Below are 18,995 nucleotides of genomic sequence, written 5' to 3'. Positions count from 1 at the left end.
TTAGAAGACGTTGCGGAAGTAGGTCGTCGGCCCCTGGCCGTCCGCAAGGGATCGGCGCAGCGTGCGCGGCATGTCGTCGTCGGCGTCTTCCCCGCCGCCGCGGCTGATCAGCGACGAGCTGTGGGCGCTGGTTGAGCCGCTGGTCCCACCGCGTCGCCCTGCCATCCACGGACGCACCGGCCGGCCCCGGACCTCAGATCGGGACGTGCTCGAGGGCATCGCCTTCGTGCTCTCCACCGGCATCGGCTGGACCAAGCTGCCCACCGAGCTCGGCTACGGCTCGGGCTGGACCTGCTGGCGCCGGCTGCACGAGTGGGCCGACGCAGGCGTCTTCGACCGCCTGCACACCGCCGTCCTCGACCAGCTCGGCTCCGAGGGCCGGTTGGACTGGTCGCGAGCCAACCTCGACTCGGTCAGCGTCCGCGCCAAAAGGGGGGTGAGCTGACCGGCCCGAACCCGACCGACCGGGGCAAGGCCGGCAGCAAGTACCACTTGCTCGTCGACGCGCACGGGCTGCCGCTCAACGTGCTCGTCTCCGGCGCGAACCGGCACGACAGCATGCTCGTCGAGCCGATCCTCGACACCATGCCGGCGATCAAGCGCGGCGGCCGGGGCCACCCGCGGCGACGGCCGCTGAAGCTGCACGGCGACAAGGGCTATGACAATCCACGGGTCCGTCGTTACCTGCGCCGCCGCGGGATCACCGCCCGCATCGCCCGGATCGGCCGAGACTCCAGCGTGCGTTTGGGCCGCCACCGCTGGGTCGTCGAACGGACGCTGGGCTGGCTGCTGGCCTACAAACGCCTGGCTCTGCGCTACGACCGCACCGCCACGACGATCAACGCGCTGGTCCGGCTCGCGGTCACCCTCATCTGCGCCCGCCGGCTACCGACTGACTAATGCAATGTCTTCTTAAGGCACGGATAAAGGCACGGCCCGGCCGTGAATGACCTCGACGTCGTGCAGCTGCAGGCGTCGATCACGGGCCGCCAGACCCTGCAACGGGGCAGATGACCTACCCCTTCAAGCAGGCGCTACGGGTTACAGCCGGCGTTGGAGGCGGGAGAGCCCGAGGGCTACGAGCGCGGCGATGTCTCCGGGCCGGCGGGTTACGGCCAGTTGGCGGCGCTCGGCGTCCTCCAGGCCATCCTCCGTGGCCACCGTGTTTGCGGCGACGTCCGTGAGCTGTTGCAGGGCGACCGAGGCTGCGTCGGCTCCTGACGGGAAGTCTGGCGGTGCCCAGTCGGGCACGTCGCGGCCGAGGACCCGGGCGATGGCGGCGGCGGCTCCGCCGAAGCCTGCTGCGACGTAGAGCGGTCGACCGTCCTGCAGGGGCAGCAGCGCTTCCTCAAGGACGCCCGGCATCGCACCCTGGTGACCGCTCAGCTGACCGCCGACCACCACGCGGGCGTCGGTCCGGGCGGTGATGTGACGCCGGAGCGATGTCAGGGCCTGCGAGGAATCCACGGTGTCCGACGCCGGAGGCCGAGATCGCGGCCGGAGCTCGTTGCCCTGGGTGAGCGACGTCGATGTCCAGAGCGAATCCTGAGCCGACACGTCAGCTGACGTCGTCGGCGCTGGCCCGAGCTACCACGCTGCGATCCGGCCCCCCAGGGGCGCCACCTCGCGCTCGATGTCGACGATGCCGCCCCTCGGACACCGGAAGCTGGGGGGCTCAAGTCCCCCATCCCCGCACTGCCAGGGCGGCTGGTAGGGGTCCGCGGACGTCCGCGACCATCCGTTCGTCCAGGTCAGGCGCCAAGGCGGTCGTCAGGGAACCGCTGCGGACCACCGGGAACGCCGTCGTTTGGCCACCACCGTGGCACCACGCTGAGGCCGTCTGACCAACGCGCTGCGCCTCGTCGCCGTGGGACGACAACGGGACTCCTCGCCGACCAGGAGGGCGATGGGCCCGGATGAACAGCTTGCCTCTCGAAGATCCCGGTCATGCCCAGAAGGGTCTGCGGTGGACGGCCTGCCGGGGCGGCACGTTCCGCGCCATGGATGCTGTCCGGGTGCCTGCCGTCAAGCGCCACCCCTCACAAGCCGCGCTGCTCACCGAGCCGCCGCGGGCGGGCCTGGACGCCGCCGCCCTGACGGCTGCCTGGCCGCTGCTCGCGACCGCCCGCCGCGGTGACGGCCACCCGGTGCTGGTCCTGCCGGGGCTGATGACCGGCGACCCCGCCACCCTGGTGCTGCGGACCGCGCTGCGGGCCCTGGGCCACAACGTGTCCGGCTGGAGCCTGGGCCTCAACCGGGGCCCGACCGGCCGGGTGGTCCACACGCTGCGCGCACGACTCCAGCGGTTGCACCGGACCACGGGACGACGGGTCAGCCTGGTCGGCTGGAGCCTCGGCGGGCGCTACGCACAAGAACTGGCCAGAGCCGCACCGGGCAGCGTCCGCGGACTGGTCACCCTCGGCACGCCGGTGCTGCGATCGGCGCCCTGGGTCCGCACCGCCTCGGGCACCGTCGACGGCGGCACCCGCCTGCTGCGCGGAGCGGCAGCGGTGCCGCGGCCCTGGGCCGAGCGCGGCCCCCTGCGCGTGCCCGCCACATCGGTCTACACGCGGGCCGACGGCATCGTGCACTGGTCGTCGTGCCGGTACGAGGTCCGCTCCCGGCGGGAGAACGTGGAAGTCCGCGGCAGCCACCTCGGCCTGGCCTACAACCCGGCGGTGCTGTGGCTGCTGGCCGACCGACTGGGAATGGCCGAGGGCGCCTGGACACCATTCCGCCCCCCACCCGGACTCAGCCTGCTCTTCCCCCGCCGTCGATGACACAGGCAGGCCCACCCTTGGTCGTCGCCAGGTGGGCCGCTCGGTCATCTAAGCCGGTCGACCCGACGCCGACATAATCCCCAGTCACATTCGTGCGGTTTGCCGTCGTCGTCCGTCCCGGTGCGAGCTCGTTCGGACCGCGTGGCTGTACCCATTGCTGTAGTGATCCCCCGCGCTCGAGAGCGTCGTCCACTGTGCTCAGCGAGCCCAGCGCTGGACCCGGGCGGACACCTGACGCATTTCCGGACTGACAGGGCGGGTACATCCTCCAGTACTTCTCCAGTACGTCTCCAGTTAGTTCACCAAAGACGTTCGCTACTCTGACACGGCACTGCGGCGATGTGGTCCCGCGGGTGGGCCGAAAGCGACCACACCGCGGAGGCTCACCGACTCGTCCGCGGCCCAGACCTCGTCGGCTGGTGCCCTCTGGACCCGCCCTGCCTTACCGACGTCCGACTACGGCGGATGAACCGCGAATCGCGCGAAGCGGGGTCCTTAGGGTCGGAAACACAGGTGACCTGCGATTTGATCTCGGGATGGTTGGCCACTGTTGACTCGCATCGAACTTGCAGGTGGAGCGGCAAGCGCGGCATTGGTCGTGCATGGCTTACATGGGCTGTCCTCAAGAGTATTGGATGAATAAAAGGTGACTGACCCTGGCCCGTCACTCCCCGCGGGTGATGACTGGGTCCGTCTCGCGGCGCTGCCCACGATGTCGGAGCTCAGCCCCCCCGGGGTCTATGACGAGTTCGAAGCGAGGCAGCTCTCTACCGAAGATGGAGCTGCTGGCGACCGACCCGACCCGACCCGTCGCGCGCCCATGCACACGTAGAAGCCGGCGGCATGGGGGTCGGCGTCGACCACGAGGCGGGACACGCCCAGCTCCCGAGCGCGGTCGACGGCGTCCGCCAGTAGCGTCGCGCCGACTCCGCGGCGATCACCATTGGGTCGACGAACAGGTCGGCCAGTTCGGCGACCGGTGCCTCGCCGGCCAGCCGGTAGAACCCCAGCAGGGCGTCCCGCGCTTGGCGACCACGGTGTGGACGCCGTCGCACTGCTCAGGCTGCAGCGTCAGCTCCACACGACAAGCAGCCAAGAACTCCTCGTCGTAGCCCCAGTGGCCCTTGCTGCGCAGGGCCAGGCGGCTGAGGGCGTCCGCCTCGTTGGGAACGGCGGGACGAGGGGTCACGGTGAGGGTCGGCACACCAGCAAGGGTGACCCAGGCCAGTGGCGCAGCCGCAGGCCCCGTGCACCGGCGGAGCATCGGCCGGGCGCACCTCGCGCCCTCAGATGCGGTCACGGAGGGCGAGATACGCAGTCCAGCTACCTGGGCGCGGGCTCGGGGCCCGCCAAGGTGACCGGATCGGTGGACGCGTCCATATCGATGTCCCGCCACAGCGCGAGGACCTGCGGGGACGTGAGGCTGCTCCCCGGGGAACGGTCTGCACCCGGCGAACAGGATCCTGTGGTGGCGGAGCACCGACGCGGGGGCGTAGCCAGCGTCAAGCAGCGCCGTGGACAGCTGATCCAGGCGCTCGGGCCGGAGCCCGTCGAGCCGGTGGCGGCCGAGGCCAGGCACGAGGTGGCGCCGGACCGCGGACTGGTGGCTCTCCAGCGTCCGCTGGCGACGCGGTGCGGCGCGATGGTGGTGAGCCAGTGCTCGTGCCACCAGGCGACGGTCCGGTTTCCGGTCACACGGCCACCGGGGATGCCGATCCGGACACCGCCTCGGTACATCTTCAGGTGTTCCTTCCGGGTGATACGGGTCGCGGAGCCCAGCTGAGTCGGGGCCTCGGTCACCTGCCAGGTCCCGCTTCTCGTCAGCGCCTCTCCGGCCTGTCCGGCCTCCTGCCGGACGAGAAGGGCCCTACCGGACGAGCAGACGAAGGACTCAAGTGCGACGTGTGGTTGTCCGCGCGCCGACGAGGATCACGGCGTGGACCTCACCGCCTGCTGACCACGCCGCCCACCACGACCAGTGCGTGGCTGACGGCGGGGCGCTGGCGCCGACAGAGGCGAGACTCTCGCGCCGGCTCAGACAGAGCGGTCCAGTCGCGGTGGCTCTACGGGGTGATCACGGCAGGACGGGCGGGGTCAGGTCTCCGCCGCTCTGTGGAAGATGGAGTTCCCGACGGCGCTGGGAGGCAGCCGCATGCACCGCGTCATGGTGGTGGACGACGAGGCCCTGGTCCGGTCCGGTCTCCGGATGATCCTGGGCTCGGCGGCGGACGTCGACGTCGTCGCCACCTGCGACGGGGCCGAGGCCGTGGCCGAGATCCGTCGCCACCGGCCGGACGTCGTGCTGCTGGACATCCGGATGCCCGAGGTCGACGGCCTCACCGTCCTCCGTGAGGTGGTCCGTCTGCCCGATCCTCCGGTCGTCGCGATGCTGACCACGTTCCACTCCGACGATTTCGTGGCCGAGGCGCTCGGCGCCGGGGCGGCGGGGTTCCTGCTCAAGGACACCGAGCCCGCGCACCTGATCGCCGCCGTCCGGGCGCTCGCCGGCGGCGGAGGAGTGCTCTCCCCCTCGGTCGCCCGCACGGTGATCGACGGCTACCGCGACCGGGCTGCACCGCCGGCGAGCGTGACCCGGATCGGGGCGATGAGTCCCCGCGAGCGGGAGGTGCTGGGGCTCATGGGCCTGGGACTGTCCAACGCGGAGATCGGTCGGCGCCTGTACCTGAGCACCGCCACGGTGAAGGACTACGTCAGCGCGGTCCTCGCCGAGCTGGGCGTGGCCAACCGGGTCCAGGCGGCCGTGGTGGCCCAGGAGGCCGGGATCGTGCCGGTCGAGGACGAGGGGCGCTGACCGTGGACCGGCGGCTCCGTGCGGCGCTCGTGGACGCCGGGCTGGTGGCCCTGGCGCTGCTGGACGCCTGGCTGAGCAACGCCTACGCCGTCCGCAGCACACTGACCCTGTCCCTGGTCGCCGCCCTGGCGCTGGCCGTCCGGCGTCGGCACCCCCTCGCGGTCTTCGCCCTGACGGTGCCCGCGCTGTTCAGCGGCTACGTCCTGATCGCCCCGCTGGCCGCCCTCTACACCGTGGCCGCGGTCGCCCGGTCCCGGCTGCCGATCGCGGCCTGCGCGGTGGTGGCCGGGCTGGGCTACTTCCTCCCGTGGCCCCTGGACCGGGTGGACGTCGGTGACCTGTTCGGTGACCCGCTCGGGCTGATCTACGCCGCGGTCTTCGCCGGCGCCCCGGTGGCCCTGGGCCTGCTGGTCCGGACCCGTCAGGAGCTGTCCAACCGGTTCGACGAGCTGACCGCAGGCCGGGAACGGGAGCAGCAGCTGGTGGCCCAGACCGTGCTGACCGAGGAGCGCACGCGGCTGGCACGCGAGATGCACGACGTGGTCTCCCACCAGGTCAGCCTCATCGCCGTGCAAGCGGGAGCGCTGAGCACCACCACTGCCGACGACGACGTCCGTGCGGCCGCCGACACCATCCGCCGCCTCAGCGTGCAGACCCTCACCGAGCTGCGGCAGATGGTCGGCGTCCTGCGCTCGTCCGGTGAGCCGGCGCAGGAGCTGGCCCCGCAACCCGGCATCGGCGACATCCCGCGGCTGGTCCGGGACAGCGGCCAGGACGCTGCCCTGCGCGTCGACGGGGTCGCCGACCGCAGCTGGCCCGACGCCGTCCAGCGGGCGGCCTACCGGACCGTGCAGGAGGCGCTGACCAACGTCGGCAAGCACGCGCCCGGCGCCCCGGTCACGGTCACCCTGTCCCCGGCCGGGCCGGCCCTGCGGGTCACGGTCCGCAACGATCCGCCACCGCAGGCCGCCCCCTCGCCCGCGATGCCCGGTGGAGGTGGCCACGGCCTCGTGGGCCTGCGCGAGCGCGCCGAACAGCTCGGTGGAGTCTTCCGCGCCAGCTCCATCGCGGACGGTGGCTTCGTCGTCGAGGCCGTCCTCCCCGGGGAGGCGCAACCCGCGCCGGTGAGCACCTCCCGTCGTCTCCCGGAGGCGTCATTGGAGCGCCCGGGGAACTGACGGAGTCGAGAGCTCGACGCCGGCCGGCCGGTGGGAGGACCCGCCGATCGGCGGGTGCACAGCAGCCGGTCGATGGGATGTGCTGCGCAGCCGGGCTCACGCATCGTGGTGACCATGAGCTGCCCGCACCAGCCGGACGCACCATCTCGCGCTCCAGGACTGCACCGCCCACCGCGAACCGGCCGGGAGCGGACGGACCGGCGTCGATCCCCGGAGCCGCACCGCCTGGCGGCACCCGGCCGGCTGGTCGGCGTGGACGTCACCCGGGGCCTGGCCCTGCTGGGGATGATGGCGGTGCACTCGCTGTGGGCCTACGACGAGAACGGTGACGTCACCTGGCACTACGCGCTCGCGGCCGGTCGGTCGGCGGCCACCTTCGCCCTGCTCGCCGGGATCGGCATCGCGTTCATGACCGGCCGGCGGCAGGTCGAGGCCGGTGAGTGGAAGCCGACCGCGGCGTCCCTGGCCGCCCGCGCCGGGGTCATCGCCGCGGTCGGCCTGTTCCTCGGTTGGACCGATGCGAGCCTGGCCACCGTCATCCTCGTGTACTACGCGGTGCTGTTCCTCCTGGCGATCCCCATGGTGTTGCTGTCCACGCGGGTCCTGCTCGCCGTCGGGACGGCGATCGCGGTCGTCGTCCCGGTGCTCAGCCACCTCGTCCGGCCCGCGCTGCCGGCCGCGTCCGGTGACAACGTCACGCTGGGGCAGCTCGTCACCGACCCCCTCGGCTCGCTGCTGGAGCTGACCGTCACGGGGCTCTACCCCGCGCTGCCCTGGATGGCCTACCTCTGCATCGGGATCGCGATCGGCCGGCTGCGGCTGTCCGAGCGCCGGGTCGCCGTCCGCCTGCTCGCCACCGGTGCCGCCGTCGCGGTCGGCGCCTGGGCGGTGTCGACGGTGCTGCTCGGGCCCCTGGGCGGGGAGTCGCGGCTCTACGCGACGGCTGCCGCGAGCGGCTCCAGCGAGACCGCGGTCAGCAACCTGCTCGTCTTCGGCGGCGACGGCATCACGCCGACGGACACCTGGTGGTGGCTGGCGACCGCCGCGCCGCACACCTCGACGCCACTGGACCTGCTCCACACCATCGGTGCGGGCACTGCGCTGCTCGGAGCCCTGCTGCTGGTCGCGCCCCGGGCGGGGAGGTGGCTGTCCCCGATCGCCGCGGCCGGGGGCATGACCCTGACCCTGTACACGGCACACGTCCTGTTCATCAACTCGCCGCTGGACGTGTTCGCGGCCACCCCGGGCTACCTGCTCCAGGTGGTCGCGGCCCTCGCGTTCGCCGTCGCCTGGCGGAGGACGGTGGGCCGGGGTCCGCTCGAGCGCCTGGCGGCCGACGCGGCTCGGCGTGCCCGACGAGCGGTCGACGGGCGCGACGGTGGGCCGGTCGCGGCGACGCGGCGGTGAGCTTCTCGTCGACCCGACGTCCCGGACCAGCCAGGGCGCCGCAGCCGTCGGTCGCTCCCGGTCGCCCGGGTCCAAGCCCTGCACCTGGCCCAGCAGGGTGGCCCGGTCCTGCTCGAACAGCTGCCGCGCGTCGACCTTCGGCCCGACCGTCGCCAGCGCGTCCACTACGGTCTCACCACAGCATGCGCGGCCGGGTTCCGGTCGCTGCTCTGATGGCCGCTCGGTCCGCGCTCGATGCGCTCCTCGACGCCGCCGGTGCCGTGGTGGCAGAGCTGCTAGTGGTGAGGATCAACCGACGGAACCGCTCCGTACAGGTCGGGTAGCGGCTCGCGGGGACCCCCGTGACGTCGGGCACGGACACGGGGCTGCTCCCGCCGGGATCGGCGCCGAGGTCGGACCTGTCCGTGGCGGGGTAGGACATGCCGCCAGTGAGCAGACGCGGTGGCGGCCGGAGAGACTGCCGAGAGGCGGAAACGAGCCCGCAACCCACCGGACGGGATGACGGCCCGGGTGACATCGCCGTCCGCTGTGCCGGGATCCGGGGGACGAGGCTGAGGGAGCGAGCGGGATGGACGTGCACGCGACCGGTGCGACTGCGGTTCGCGGCGCGCTGCAGGGGCTGTCCCAGCAGGAGGCCGACGCCCGACGGCGGCGCGGCGAGGGCAACACCGCGGTGAGCAGGTCCTCGCGCAGCTATGCGCAGATCCTGCGCACCAACGTCTTCTCCTCCTTCAACCTGGTGCTCTTCGGGATCGGCGTCGCGCTGCTCGCACTGGGACGGGTCAACGACGCGGTCGTCAGCGTGGGCCTGGGCCTGGTCAACGCGGCGATCAGCGCGGTGCAGGAGATCCGGGCCAAGCGCAAGCTCGACCGGCTCCAGCTCCTGAGTCGTAGCACCGTGACCGTCGTCCGCGACACACGGGACGTCCAGGTGCCTCCGGAGGAGGTCGTCCGCGGCGACGTGCTGCACGTGCGCCCCGGGGACCAGGTCATCGTCGACGGTCCGGTGCTCGACGGTGGTCGCATCGAGGCCGACGAGTCGCTGCTCACCGGCGAATCCGACGCCCAGGTCAAGAAGTCGGGGGACGACCTGTTGTCGGGCAGCTTCTGCGTCGGCGGGGAGGGGCATCAGCTGGCCCGTGACGTCGGCGCGGCCAGCTACGCCAGCCGCCTCACCGCCGATGCCCGCCGGGCGTCGACCGACACCACGCCGCTGCAGCGCCGCATCGCCTTCGTCGTCCGCCTCGTCATCTGCCTGGTCGTGCTGATGAGCGGCGCCATCCTGGCCCAGGCGGCGCTGGAGGGGTTCACGTTGGTCCGGGTCGTACAGACCACCGCGGTGCTCTCCGGGCTGGTGCCCTACGGCCTTTTCTTCCTCATCGCCGTCGCCTACACCGTCGGCGCGGCGAAGAGCGGCGGTCGCGGTGCCCTGGTGCAACAGGTGAACGCGGTGGAGTCGATGAGCAACGTCGACGTCGTCTGCACCGACAAGACCGGCACGCTCACCACCGGCCGGCTGAGCCTGGCCGAGGTCGTGCCGCTCGGAGGGCGGGCGGCCGCTGACGTCGAGCGGCTGGTCGGCTCGATGGCCCGCAGCACGGCCGCGGCCAACCTCACCACCAGCGCGCTGGCCGCTGCCCTGCCCGGCGACCCGTGCCCGGTGCGGGAGGAGATCCCGTTCTCCTCGTCGCTGCGGTGGAGCGCGGTGCGCACCGACGACGGCGTCGTCGTCCTCGGGGCCCCCGACGTCCTGGCTCCGCACCTGTCCGGTGCACCCCTCACCGGCGTGGTGGGCGAACGAGTCGCGCAGGGGCTGCGGGTCCTCGTCGCCGCACGCGCGGCCGACCCGCTGGCCCCGCTGCGCGACGGCACCGGACGGCCACGGCTGCCCGCGCTCGAGCCGCTGGCCGTGGTCGCCCTCGCCGACGAGCTGCGGCCGCAGGTGCGCGAGACCATCGGCCGCTTCCTCGCCGACGGGGTCGCCGTCAAGGTGGTCTCCGGCGACGACCCGCGCACCGTGGCCGCCCTGGCCCGGCAGGCCGGGCTGGATGGGGCGGAGCCGGTCCATGGCGCCGACCTCGACGGGCTGTCCGACCCTGAACTGGACACGGTGGTCGCCCGCACCACCGTGTTCGGTCGCATCGCTCCGGAACAGAAGGAGCGCCTGGTCGGCGCGCTGCGCCGGCAGGGCCGCTACGTCGCCATGCTCGGCGACGGCGTCAACGACGCCCGCGCGCTCAAGGCCGCGCAGGTCGGTGTCGCCATGCGCAGCGGCAGCGCCGTCACCCGCGACGTCGCCGACATCGTGCTGACCGAGGACTCCCTGGCCGCGCTGGTGCCCGCCCGGCAGGAGGGCCGCCGCATCATCAGCGGCATCGCGACCTCCATGCAGGTGTTCCTCGCTCGGGTGGCCACCCAGGGCCTGGTCATCCTCGCGGTGACCATGCTCGGCCTGGGGTTCCCGTACTCGCCCGCGCAGGTGGGCCTGACCCTGCTGACGGTCGGCCTCCCCACCCTGTTCCTGACGATGTGGGCGCGGCCGGAACCACCTGATCGGCACCTGCTGGCGAACCTCGGGCGGTTCGTCATCCCCGCCGCGCTGGTCACCGCCGCCGCCGGCGTCGCAGTCTACGCCTACCACTACACGTCCCTGCTCGCCGGCCCGCCCAGCGGCGAGGTCCCGGCCGACTTCGTGGCCCGCTTCGAGGACTGGACCGGGGTGTCGGCCGACGATGCCGGATTCTCCGAGGCGGTCGCGACCATCGGTGCGCAGACCGCCCTGTCGACGTTCGTGTCCTACGCAGCCTTCCTCCTGCTCCTCTTTCTCAAGCCGCCGTCCAGGCTCTTCGCCTCCTGGACCCGGCCGGACGGCGACCGGCGACCGGCCGTACTGGTCGCCGTGCTCGTCGCGACCTTCACCGCGGGGCTGGTGATGCCCTGGTTCACCGGCTACTTCGGGCTCACCGACGCCGCGGAACCGGTGTTCGCGACGGTGCTCCCCGCGCTCGTCCTGTGGTTCGTCGTGCTGACCGCCGCCTACCGGTTCCGGCTGCTCGACCGCGCCCTCGGGCTCGCTCTCCTCGCCGAACCCGACACATCGCGACGCTGATCGTGGTCGGGAGTCCCTCGTGCTGTGCCGCACCCGGTTCTCATCAGCGCCCCCGCCGGCAAGCGTGAGGGGCGCACGACACGCTCCCGTCATGGCCCCCGGTGAGCTGCCGGCCCGAGCTCCTGGCGGGGCTCAGTGACGGCTCTGCCCTCCGGAGGCGAGGCCTGTCAGTCCCCGGCCCAGTCGGGCAGGAAGCGTGTGACGTCGACGTCCTGGAACGGTGCGCGGATGAACCGGTCGCGCAGGCTCCACGGCACGGTGCAGTCGAAGATCACCTTCGTCGAGATGCCGTGGTCGGGGTTCGTCCAGAGGAACTCCGGATCGGCGGACGGGTCGAGCGGGTGGCACCGCACACCGGGGATCGGGATGACCGAGCGCTCGGCCTGGAACCGGGTCGTCATGGCCCACAGCACGTCGTCGGTGTCGAAGATGTCCACGTCGTCGTCGACCAGGATGACGTGCTTCATCTCCGGGAACGCGCCGAAGGCGACGAGGGCGGCCTGCCGCTCGCGGCCCTGGTCGTTGTGGTCGCGCTTGTGGATCTGCAGGATCCCGACGTACTTTCCGCCGCCCGCGGAGTGGGAGTAGACGTTCGTCACCAGCCCGGGCAGGGCGTCGTCGAGGGCCTGGGTGAGTGACCCCTCCGTGGGGATTCCGGCCAGGCTCACGTGCTCCTCACCCGGGCCGACCAGGGTCTGCAGGATCGGGTTGGTGCGGGTGGTGACCGCCTTGACCTTGATGATCGGCAGCGAGGGGTTGGCCACGCCGTCGTAGCCGGGGAACTCCGGCATCGCGAACCCGGTGTTCGTGTGCTGGTCCTCGGCGACGCGGCGCTTCGGCTGGATCTCGCCCTCGATGACGATCTCGGCCGACGCCAGGGCGGCCTCGTCGACGGTCTTCGCCTTGATCAGCTCGACGGGCGATCCCTTGAGTCCGCCGGCGAACTCGAGCTCGTCGAAGCCGTACGGCGTCGAGGGCGGCTCGAAGGAGATCGCCATGTACTCCACTGGAGAGATGCCCATGGAGATGGTGATCGGCATCGGCTCGTCCATCGCGTCGTACTTCTCGTACATGAAGCCGATGTGCCGGCCGGTCTGCATGAAGACCGAGATCTCGTCACGACCCTGCACGCACAGCCGGTGGATCGTCACGTCGTGCTGGCCGGTCTCCGGGTCGGTGCCGCGCAGGACCGCCATGCAGAAGTACGGGCCCGCGTCCTCCGGCGTGTTCGTCGGTGCCGGCAGCAGCGTGCGCAGGTCGAAGTCGGGTTCGTCGGCGAGTTGGACGACCTCCTGGCAGGGGGCGCTGTCGACCAGCACCGGGTCGGTGGCGTGCTGCATCGCATCGAGCATGTGGCGGCCGAGGAACTCCTCGTCGGCGTCCATGAACAGCGCGATGCGCTTGCGGGAGGCCAGGACGCCGACGATGACGGGGATGTCGTAGCCCTTGACGTTCTCGAACAGCATCGCGGGGCCGACACGGGTAGGACGCTGCACGGTGCCGCCGGCACCGACCTTCTTGTAGACACCGGCGAGCTCCGCCTCGGGGTCGACCTCCACGGCCGTGGACACGAACTGCCCGTCGTGTGCCTTGAGCAGCTCGATCGCCTCGCGCAGGTCGCGGACGGCCGCCTTCGGTGCGGGGGTGGTGGATCCGGTCACGTGTCTGCTCCCTCATGGGTGTCGTCGGCGGACGGGCCTCCAGCCGGACGCGATCCGCTGCGCCGGGCGGCGGCCAGGCCGGCCCAGCGAGGGGCGTCCGGACCGGCGAGCCCGAACTGGTCGAGGACGCGGCCCACGATGTGCCCGACCACGTCGTCGAGGGAGGCGGGCTGCGTGTAGAAGGCGGGAACGGGCGGCATGATGACCGCGCCCATGCGGCTGAGCGCCAGCATGTTGTCCAGGTGGACCTCGCTGAGCGGGGTCTCCCGTGGCACGAGCACCAGCCTGCGTCGCTCCTTGAGGCAGACGTCTGCCGCCCGCCCGATCAACCCGTCGGCGTAGCCGGTGCGGATGCCGGCGAGCGTCTTCATGCTGCACGGGACGACGACCATGCCGTCGGTGAGGAAGGACCCGGAGGAGATGGTGGCCGCCTGGTCGCCGGGGCCGTGTACGACGTCGGCGAGCTTGGCGACCTCTCGGGTGCTGTAGGGCGTCTCCAGCTCGATCGTGGACCGCGCCCAGCGGCTCATCACGAGGTGGGTCTCGACGTCCTCGCGCTCCCGCAGCACCTCGAGCAGGCGGACGCCGATCGGGGCACCCGTGGCCCCGGTCATGGCGACGACCAGGCGCACGGCGCTCACATCCCCCCGGACCGCTGGACCCGGTCGCGCGAGGCAGCGGTGCCGCCCGGGTCCTTCCACTCGTAGTACTCGGTCCGGTCGAGGCCGATGAAGCCGAGCAGCCGGGACACGAACTCCTCGTCCATCTGCTGCAGGTCCTGCGGCACGTTGTAGTAGGTCGGGATCATCGGGTAGACGACGGCCCCCGCCTCCGTGAGCTGCACGAGGTTGCGCAGGTGGATGAGGTTCAGCGGCGTCTCCCGGGTGCACAACACCAGGGGACGGCGTTCCTTGAGGCAGACGTCCGCGGCCCGCTCGATCAACGTGTTGGCCAGGCCGTGGGCGATGCGGCCGGCGGCGCCCATCGCGCACGGCAGGACGAGCATGCCCCAGGAGCGGTAGCTGCCCGAGGACGGTGGGGCGGCGACGTCGGTCTCCGGGTCCCAGACCGACACCTTCTCCGACCGCTGGCCGAGCAGCAGCCCGACCGGGTCGTCGCGCTCGCTCGCTCCGTGCTCGTGCGCCATGAGCCTGCGCCCGTTCGCCGAGACGAGCAGGTCGACGTGGCTGACGCGCTCGTCGGCGACGAGGGCGGAGAGCAGGCTCCCGGCCAGACGGGTACCACCGGCTCCGGTGACGGCCAGGATCACGCGGCGTGGTTCGGGCATGGGTCCTCCAGATTCGTGTGCGGGCGGTGACGAGCGGGCTACCGCGGCGCCCCGGGGAACGCCGTCCTCCAGGTGCCTACGAATGCGGACAACCGCGACCTCAGCGCCCGCGGGCAGCCAGGGCGGCGTCCAGCCGGGGGTACACCCGGCGGGCGTTGCGCTCGAAGACCTTCTCCCGGTCGCCCGGCGCCAGCCCGAGCGCCTCGACGTAGCGACGGGTGTCGTCGAAGTGGTGGCCGGTGCGCGGGTCGATCCCCCGGACGGCCCCCACCATCTCGGAGCCGAACAGGACGTTGTCGACGTCGACGACCTCGAAGAGGAGGTCGATGCCGGGCTGGTGGTAGACGCAGGTGTCGAAGAAGACATTGCGCATGACCGACTCCTCGACCGGCGGCCGGCCGAGCATGTCGGCCAGGCCCCGGAAGCGGCCCCAGTGGTAAGGCACCGCTCCGCCGCCGTGCGGGATGACGAACCGCAGGTCGGGGAAGTCGGTGAACAGGTCGGCCTGCAGGAACTGCATGAACGCCGTGGTGTCCGCGTTGAGGTAGTGCGACCCGGTGGCGTGGAAGTTCCCGTTCGTCACCGCCGACACGTGGACCATCGCCGGCACGTCCAGCTCGACCATCGCCTCGTAGAACGGGTACCAGCTCTTGTCCGTCAGCGGCGGGGAGGTCCAGTGGCCCCCGCTGGGATCGGGGTTGAGGTTGCACCCGACGAAGCCCAGCTCCTCCACGCACCGCCGCAGTTCGGCCACCGAGCGCGCGATCGGCACGCCGGGTGACTGGGGCAGCTGGCAGACGCCGATGAAGGACTCCGGGTACAGCTCCACGACCCGGGCGATGAGGTCGTTGCTGAGCTGGGCCCAGCGGGCGCTGACCGCCTCGTCGCCGACGTGGTGGCCCATCGCCGAGGCGCGCGGCGAGAAGACCGTCAGGTCGATCCCCCGCTCCCGCATCAGGCGCAGCTGGCTGCCCTCGATCGACTCCCGGATCTCGTCGTCGGAGACCACCGGGGCGGGCGGCGGCTGCTCGCCGGCGTCGAACGCCGCCCGTTGCGCCTCGCGCCAGGAGGTGTACGACACCGGGGCCGTCGTGTAGTGGCCGTGGCAGTCGATGATCATGAGGGGTCCTCCCGGTCGCGCAGATCGGCGAGCAGGTCGCGGGCAGCGGCGGCGACCCGTGGCGCCACCCCGAGGTCGGCCAGCTGGTCGGCGGCGGCGGTCATCTCGTCGGCGCGGCGCCGGGCGTGCCGGTGGGTGCCGTCGACCAGCCGGTCGACGGCCCGCTCGTCGAAGCCGGCCAGCTCGGCGCCGATGTTGCCGCGCAGCCAGTCCGCACAGCCGGCGGCCTCGGCCGCCGCGAGGGCCTCGACCACCGCGGCGGCCAGGCCCTTGTAGAAGACGCTGCGCAGCAGCTTGCGCGAGATCGCCTCCCCCGCGGGTCCGGGCTGGATGGCGACCTCGACCCCGAACCCGGCGAGGAGCTCGGCGTAGCGGGCCGCCCCCTCACCGGAGACCAGCATCGGGGTGCGCAGCCCCCTGCCGGGCACGGGCGACAAGAGCGCCACGTCCACCACCGGGACGTCCCGCCAGGCCAGCTCCTCCACCAGCGCCGCCTTCACCCTCGGCGAGGCGGTGTTCAGGTCGGCCCACACGGTCCCGGCCCGCAGCGCCGGAAGGGCGTTGAGCAGCGCCGTCAGGGCGTCGTGCGAGCTGTTGACGCTGAGCACCAGGTCGGCGTCGCGGACGGCGTCGGCCTCGCTGCTGCGGACCTCGACGCCCTCGACGACCAGCCCCTTCGGGTCGTAGCCGCGGACGTCGGCCCCGGCGGCGACCAGGTCGCGGGCGATCTCCGACCCGGCCTCCCCCAGTCCCAGGACGGCGATGCGCAGGCTCACCAGACGCTCCCCTCGATGGGATCCTGCTCGACCGTCACCGGCTCGGCGTCGTCGAGGGCGACCGGCGGGGTGCCGTGGGTGTGGAAGGACTCGATGGTCTGCAGCCCCCACGCCTGCCCCTTGGCCCGCTCGGCCTCGGTCCAGGTGACCGTCCGCCAATCGGGGGCCAGGACCAGCCGGGACCCGGCGTTGCACAGCTCGACGCGGTTGCCGCCGGGCTCGTAGACGTAGAGGAAGAAGGTCTGCTGGATGGCGTGCTTGTGCGGGCCGGTCTCGATGAACACGCCCTGCTCGAGGGCGATGTCGGCCGCGCGGAGGATGTCCTCGCGGGTGTCGGTGGCGAACGCGATGTGGTGCAGCCGACCGCGGGAACCGGTCCAGTCCCGGGTGTAGACGGTGTCGTAGCTCTTGTTCGTGAAGGTCGTCCAAGCGGCCGCGATGGTGCCGTCGTCCAGCTGGATCTGCTCGGAGACCATGGCGCCGAGGACGTCGCGCATGAAGTCCCGGTTCACGACGGGCTCGGCGCCCAGGAAGTTGATGTGGTCCAGGCGGCGCACGCTGGCGCCTCGGGCCGGGTAGGCCTGGGCCTGGTTCTTCAGCGAGGGCCGCAGTTCCGCCGGGGGCGTGTACCACTCGCTCTCGTAGTACAGGCCGAACTCGTGCCCGTCGGGGTCGGTGAACACGTAGGTCGGCCCGTAGCCGGGGTCGCCGTCCTGCCACCCGACGCCGTGGCCGCTGGCCTCGATCTCCTTGACGCGGCGGTCCAGCGCGTCGGGGCCGGTGGCGCGCAGATTCGTGCGCCCGACACCTGACGTCGGGTGGGCGACCAGCTTGATCGAGACGTTCTCGTAGTCGTCCCAGGTGCGCAGGTACACCGCGTCCCCGGCCGAGCCGGTCACGGTCAGGCCGAGGTACTGGGTGAAGAACTCGACGCTCTGGTCGAGCACCGGGGTACGGAGCTCGACGTGGGCGAGGTGGGCGATCTCGTGCATCGGTGGCATGACGGTCTCCGAGGGATGGCGGGGGCAGGGGTCGGCTTCGTCAGGCACGGGGGTAGGCCGTGCCGTCGAACAGCTTTCGGGCGGTACGGACGACGCCGGAGCGGACGACGCGCGGCGGGGTGGTCGAGGTGTCGACGACCACGTCGACGAGGAGGTGGCCGGTCGGGTGCTCGACGTCGACCGTCGAGCGGTCGGTCGGCCAGTCGGCGGTGAGCTCGTGCCCGACCGCGCCGGGCAGGAGCATCCCGGTCGCCACGCTGACCGCGGCCAGGACGCCGATGGAGGTGTGCGGCTGCACCGGGATGAACGACCGGGTGCAGACCTGCCCGCCGTCCCGGGCCGGGGCGAGCAGTGCGGTCTTGGGGACCGACGAGCGGCTCACGTCCCCGAGGCCCATCAGCTGGCCGGCCTTGGTGCGGAGGGCGTCGATCCGTTCGAGCAGGGCGGGATCGGCAGCCAGCTCCGCGTGCGACTCGTAGCCGGTCAGCCCTAAGGACTCGGCCATCGCCACGACCACCGGCATGCCGTTGTCCACGCAGGTGACCTCGACGCCGTCGACGGTGTCCCGGACCCGGCCGGTGGGCAGGAGGCTCCCCGTCGCCGAGCCCTCGGTGTCGGTGAAGGCGAGCACCACGGGAGCGGCCGTGCCCGGCACCCCGGCGATCGCGACGTCCCCGCGGTACTCGACCCGGCCGCCGGGCGTCGGGAACGTCGCCACGGCGACGCTGCCGGAGTTCACCATGCGGATCCGGACGCTGGTCTCCCCGTCCCCGGCCGGCACCAGGCCCCGCTCGACCGCGAACGGCCCGACGCCGGCCAGGATGTTGCCGCAGTTCTGCTGGTCGCTGACGGTGGGCGCGTCCACGCCGAGCTGGAGGAACAGGTAGTCGACGTCGGCGTCGGAGTGCTCCGACCGGCCGACGACGGCGACCTTGCTGGTGAGCGAGGTGGCCCCGCCGAGGCCGTCGATCTGCCGCGGGTCGGGGGTGCCCATCAGGCGCAGCAGGAGGTCGGCACGAGCCGCGTCGTCCGCGGGCAGGTCGCCCGGCTCGAAGTACAGGCCGCGGGAGGTGCCGGAGCGCAGCATCGTGCAGCGGACCCCGGTCTCGTCGTAGCTCACGGCGTGCCCTCGACGTACTCCTCGTACTTCACGTACTCGATGCCGAACTCCGGCAGCCGGTCGCGCAGCCCGTACCGGTCGAGCCCCAGCTCGCCGCGCTGGAAGGCGGCGCGGTTGACCGCCTCCTTGTCGAGCCGGGCCCGGGAGGCGGTGAGCGCGCGGGGGACGTCGGCCCGCGGCACGACCGTCACCCCGTCGTCGTCGCCGACCACCACGTCGCCGGGGTGGACGACCTGCCCGCCGAGGACGACCGGCACGTTGACCGCGCCGGCGGTCGCCTTGACCGACCCCTGCGCACTGACCACCCGGGACCACGCCGGGAAGCCCATCTCGCGCAGCTCGGCCACGTCGCGCACGCCGCAGCCGAGCACGACGCCGCGCACCCCTCGGTGGGCCAGGGCGGTGGCGAACAGCTCCCCGAACAGCCCGTCGGTCGACGGGGAGTTGGTGGCCACCACCAGGACGTCGCCGGGTCGGCACTGCTCGATCGCGACGTGGATCATCAGGTTGTCGCCGGGCCAGCACAGGACCGTGACGGCCGTGCCGCCCATGCGCGCCCCCGGCCAGGCCGGCCGGAACTCCGGGCCGAGGTAGCCGACCCGGCCGAGGGCCTCGTGCACGGTGGCGGCGCCGAAGGTGCCGAGGGTCTCGGCGTCGCCGACGTCGGCGCGCGGCGGATCGGTGACGACGACGGTCCTCATGAGTGCTCCTTGGTGGTGGTGGGTCCGCTCGCTGCGGATGCG

The 18,995-nt window shown here is 72.3% G+C and carries 16 protein-coding genes; 6 read left to right on the top strand and 10 right to left on the bottom strand.

All coding sequences use genetic code 11. The features are described 5' to 3' along the window. The first annotated feature begins 70 nt into the window (after nt 1-70). Nucleotides 71-900 (top strand): IS5 family transposase gene (locus BLS21_RS08580; RefSeq protein ID WP_091216539.1). Its coding sequence is split into 2 segments (ribosomal slippage): nt 71-427 and nt 430-900, totalling 828 coding nucleotides; the frame shifts between segments, so codons are not numbered across the junction. A gap of 141 nt (nt 901-1,041) precedes the next feature. On the opposite strand, the gene BLS21_RS08575 is transcribed toward BLS21_RS08580, so the two are convergent. Continuing rightward, the gene (locus tag BLS21_RS08575; RefSeq protein ID WP_091216384.1) at nt 1,042-1,557 is read right to left on the bottom strand and encodes a hypothetical protein; all 516 of its coding nucleotides are present in this window, start codon (nt 1,555-1,557) and stop codon (nt 1,042-1,044) included. Nucleotides 1,558-2,000: 443 nt separating this feature from the next. Here BLS21_RS08575 and BLS21_RS08570 point away from each other — a divergent pair, with 443 nt between their 5' ends. Further along, complete coding sequence (locus BLS21_RS08570; protein ID WP_245700180.1) at nt 2,001-2,780, top strand: esterase/lipase family protein; 780 nt, start codon at nt 2,001-2,003, stop codon at nt 2,778-2,780. 937 nt (nt 2,781-3,717) lie between these two features. On the opposite strand, the gene BLS21_RS25845 is transcribed toward BLS21_RS08570, so the two are convergent. Further along, entirely contained in the window at nt 3,718-3,984 is a 267-nt protein-coding gene (locus BLS21_RS25845; RefSeq protein ID WP_245700178.1) for a hypothetical protein, read from the bottom strand. A gap of 948 nt (nt 3,985-4,932) precedes the next feature. Here BLS21_RS25845 and BLS21_RS08555 point away from each other — a divergent pair. The 4 genes from BLS21_RS08555 (at nt 4,933) to BLS21_RS08540 (ending at nt 11,286) form a co-directional block, all read left to right on the top strand. Beyond that, nucleotides 4,933-5,592 carry a response regulator transcription factor gene (locus BLS21_RS08555; protein WP_091216537.1) on the top strand — a complete coding sequence of 220 codons (660 nt, stop codon included), beginning with the start codon at nt 4,933-4,935 and terminating at the stop codon, nt 5,590-5,592. 2 nt (nt 5,593-5,594) lie between these two features. Continuing rightward, a complete protein-coding gene (locus tag BLS21_RS08550; protein WP_091216377.1) occupies nt 5,595-6,770 on the top strand; it encodes a sensor histidine kinase in 1,176 nt (391 codons plus the stop codon). 252 nt (nt 6,771-7,022) lie between these two features. Next, nucleotides 7,023-8,177, top strand: a complete 1,155-nt coding sequence (locus BLS21_RS08545) for a heparan-alpha-glucosaminide N-acetyltransferase domain-containing protein (RefSeq protein WP_217636041.1) — start codon at nt 7,023-7,025, stop codon at nt 8,175-8,177. A 568-nt stretch (nt 8,178-8,745) separates the two neighbouring features. Beyond that, nucleotides 8,746-11,286 carry an HAD-IC family P-type ATPase gene (locus tag BLS21_RS08540; protein WP_091216374.1) on the top strand — a complete coding sequence of 847 codons (2,541 nt, stop codon included), beginning with the start codon at nt 8,746-8,748 and terminating at the stop codon, nt 11,284-11,286. 167 nt (nt 11,287-11,453) lie between these two features. Here the strand turns inward: BLS21_RS08540 and BLS21_RS08535 are convergent, their stop codons facing one another. From BLS21_RS08535 to BLS21_RS08500, 8 genes are all read right to left on the bottom strand, one after another. Continuing rightward, complete coding sequence (locus tag BLS21_RS08535) at nt 11,454-12,947, bottom strand: UbiD family decarboxylase (protein WP_091216372.1); 1,494 nt, start codon at nt 12,945-12,947, stop codon at nt 11,454-11,456. Beyond that, on the bottom strand, nt 12,944-13,588 hold the full coding sequence (locus BLS21_RS08530; protein ID WP_281241919.1) for a non-oxidative hydroxyarylic acid decarboxylases subunit B: 645 nt from the start codon (nt 13,586-13,588) through the stop codon (nt 12,944-12,946). Before BLS21_RS08530 ends, BLS21_RS08535 begins: the two co-directional genes overlap by 4 nt. Next, nucleotides 13,585-14,235 carry a UbiX family flavin prenyltransferase gene (locus BLS21_RS08525; protein WP_091216370.1) on the bottom strand — a complete coding sequence of 217 codons (651 nt, stop codon included), beginning with the start codon at nt 14,233-14,235 and terminating at the stop codon, nt 13,585-13,587. Before BLS21_RS08525 ends, BLS21_RS08530 begins: the two co-directional genes overlap by 4 nt. 100 nt (nt 14,236-14,335) lie before the next feature. Beyond that, nucleotides 14,336-15,355: an amidohydrolase family protein gene (locus BLS21_RS08520; RefSeq protein WP_091216366.1), complete on the bottom strand. Its 1,020-nt coding sequence runs from the start codon at nt 15,353-15,355 to the stop codon at nt 14,336-14,338. Further along, entirely contained in the window at nt 15,352-16,131 is a 780-nt protein-coding gene (locus tag BLS21_RS08515) for an NAD(P)-dependent oxidoreductase (protein WP_091216364.1), read from the bottom strand. The genes BLS21_RS08520 and BLS21_RS08515 overlap by 4 nt, the downstream gene beginning before the upstream one ends. After that, nucleotides 16,128-17,132 (bottom strand): VOC family protein, encoded by a 1,005-nt coding sequence (locus BLS21_RS08510; RefSeq protein ID WP_091216361.1) that lies wholly within the window; start codon nt 17,130-17,132, stop codon nt 16,128-16,130. The genes BLS21_RS08515 and BLS21_RS08510 overlap by 4 nt, the downstream gene beginning before the upstream one ends. Nucleotides 17,133-17,172: 40 nt before the next feature. Continuing rightward, the gene (locus BLS21_RS08505; RefSeq protein ID WP_091216358.1) at nt 17,173-18,252 is read right to left on the bottom strand and encodes a 4-oxalomesaconate tautomerase; all 1,080 of its coding nucleotides are present in this window, start codon (nt 18,250-18,252) and stop codon (nt 17,173-17,175) included. Beyond that, nucleotides 18,249-18,953, bottom strand: a complete 705-nt coding sequence (locus tag BLS21_RS08500) for a 4-carboxy-4-hydroxy-2-oxoadipate aldolase/oxaloacetate decarboxylase (protein WP_091216356.1) — start codon at nt 18,951-18,953, stop codon at nt 18,249-18,251. Before BLS21_RS08500 ends, BLS21_RS08505 begins: the two co-directional genes overlap by 4 nt. Nucleotides 18,954-18,995: the final 42 nt, after the last annotated feature.

The organism is Geodermatophilus siccatus (assembly GCF_900103785.1).
Lineage (GTDB): Bacteria > Actinomycetota > Actinomycetes > Mycobacteriales > Geodermatophilaceae > Geodermatophilus > Geodermatophilus siccatus.
Note: the sequence above shows the minus strand (reverse complement) of the source record. Positions and strands in the feature narration are given on the sequence as shown.

Excerpts from the sequence above, each read along its gene's own strand:
- BLS21_RS08520 (WP_091216366.1), bottom strand. The coding sequence starts at position 15,355 with ATGATCATCGACTGCCACGGCCACTACACGACGGCCCCGGTGTCGTAC.
- BLS21_RS08570 (WP_245700180.1), top strand. The coding sequence starts at position 2,001 with ATGGATGCTGTCCGGGTGCCTGCCGTCAAGCGCCACCCCTCACAAGCC.
- BLS21_RS08500 (WP_091216356.1), bottom strand. The coding sequence starts at position 18,953 with ATGAGGACCGTCGTCGTCACCGATCCGCCGCGCGCCGACGTCGGCGAC.
- BLS21_RS08540 (WP_091216374.1), top strand. The coding sequence starts at position 8,746 with ATGGACGTGCACGCGACCGGTGCGACTGCGGTTCGCGGCGCGCTGCAG.
- BLS21_RS08525 (WP_091216370.1), bottom strand. The coding sequence starts at position 14,235 with ATGCCCGAACCACGCCGCGTGATCCTGGCCGTCACCGGAGCCGGTGGT.
- BLS21_RS08555 (WP_091216537.1), top strand. The coding sequence starts at position 4,933 with ATGCACCGCGTCATGGTGGTGGACGACGAGGCCCTGGTCCGGTCCGGT.
- BLS21_RS08510 (WP_091216361.1), bottom strand. The coding sequence starts at position 17,132 with ATGCCACCGATGCACGAGATCGCCCACCTCGCCCACGTCGAGCTCCGT.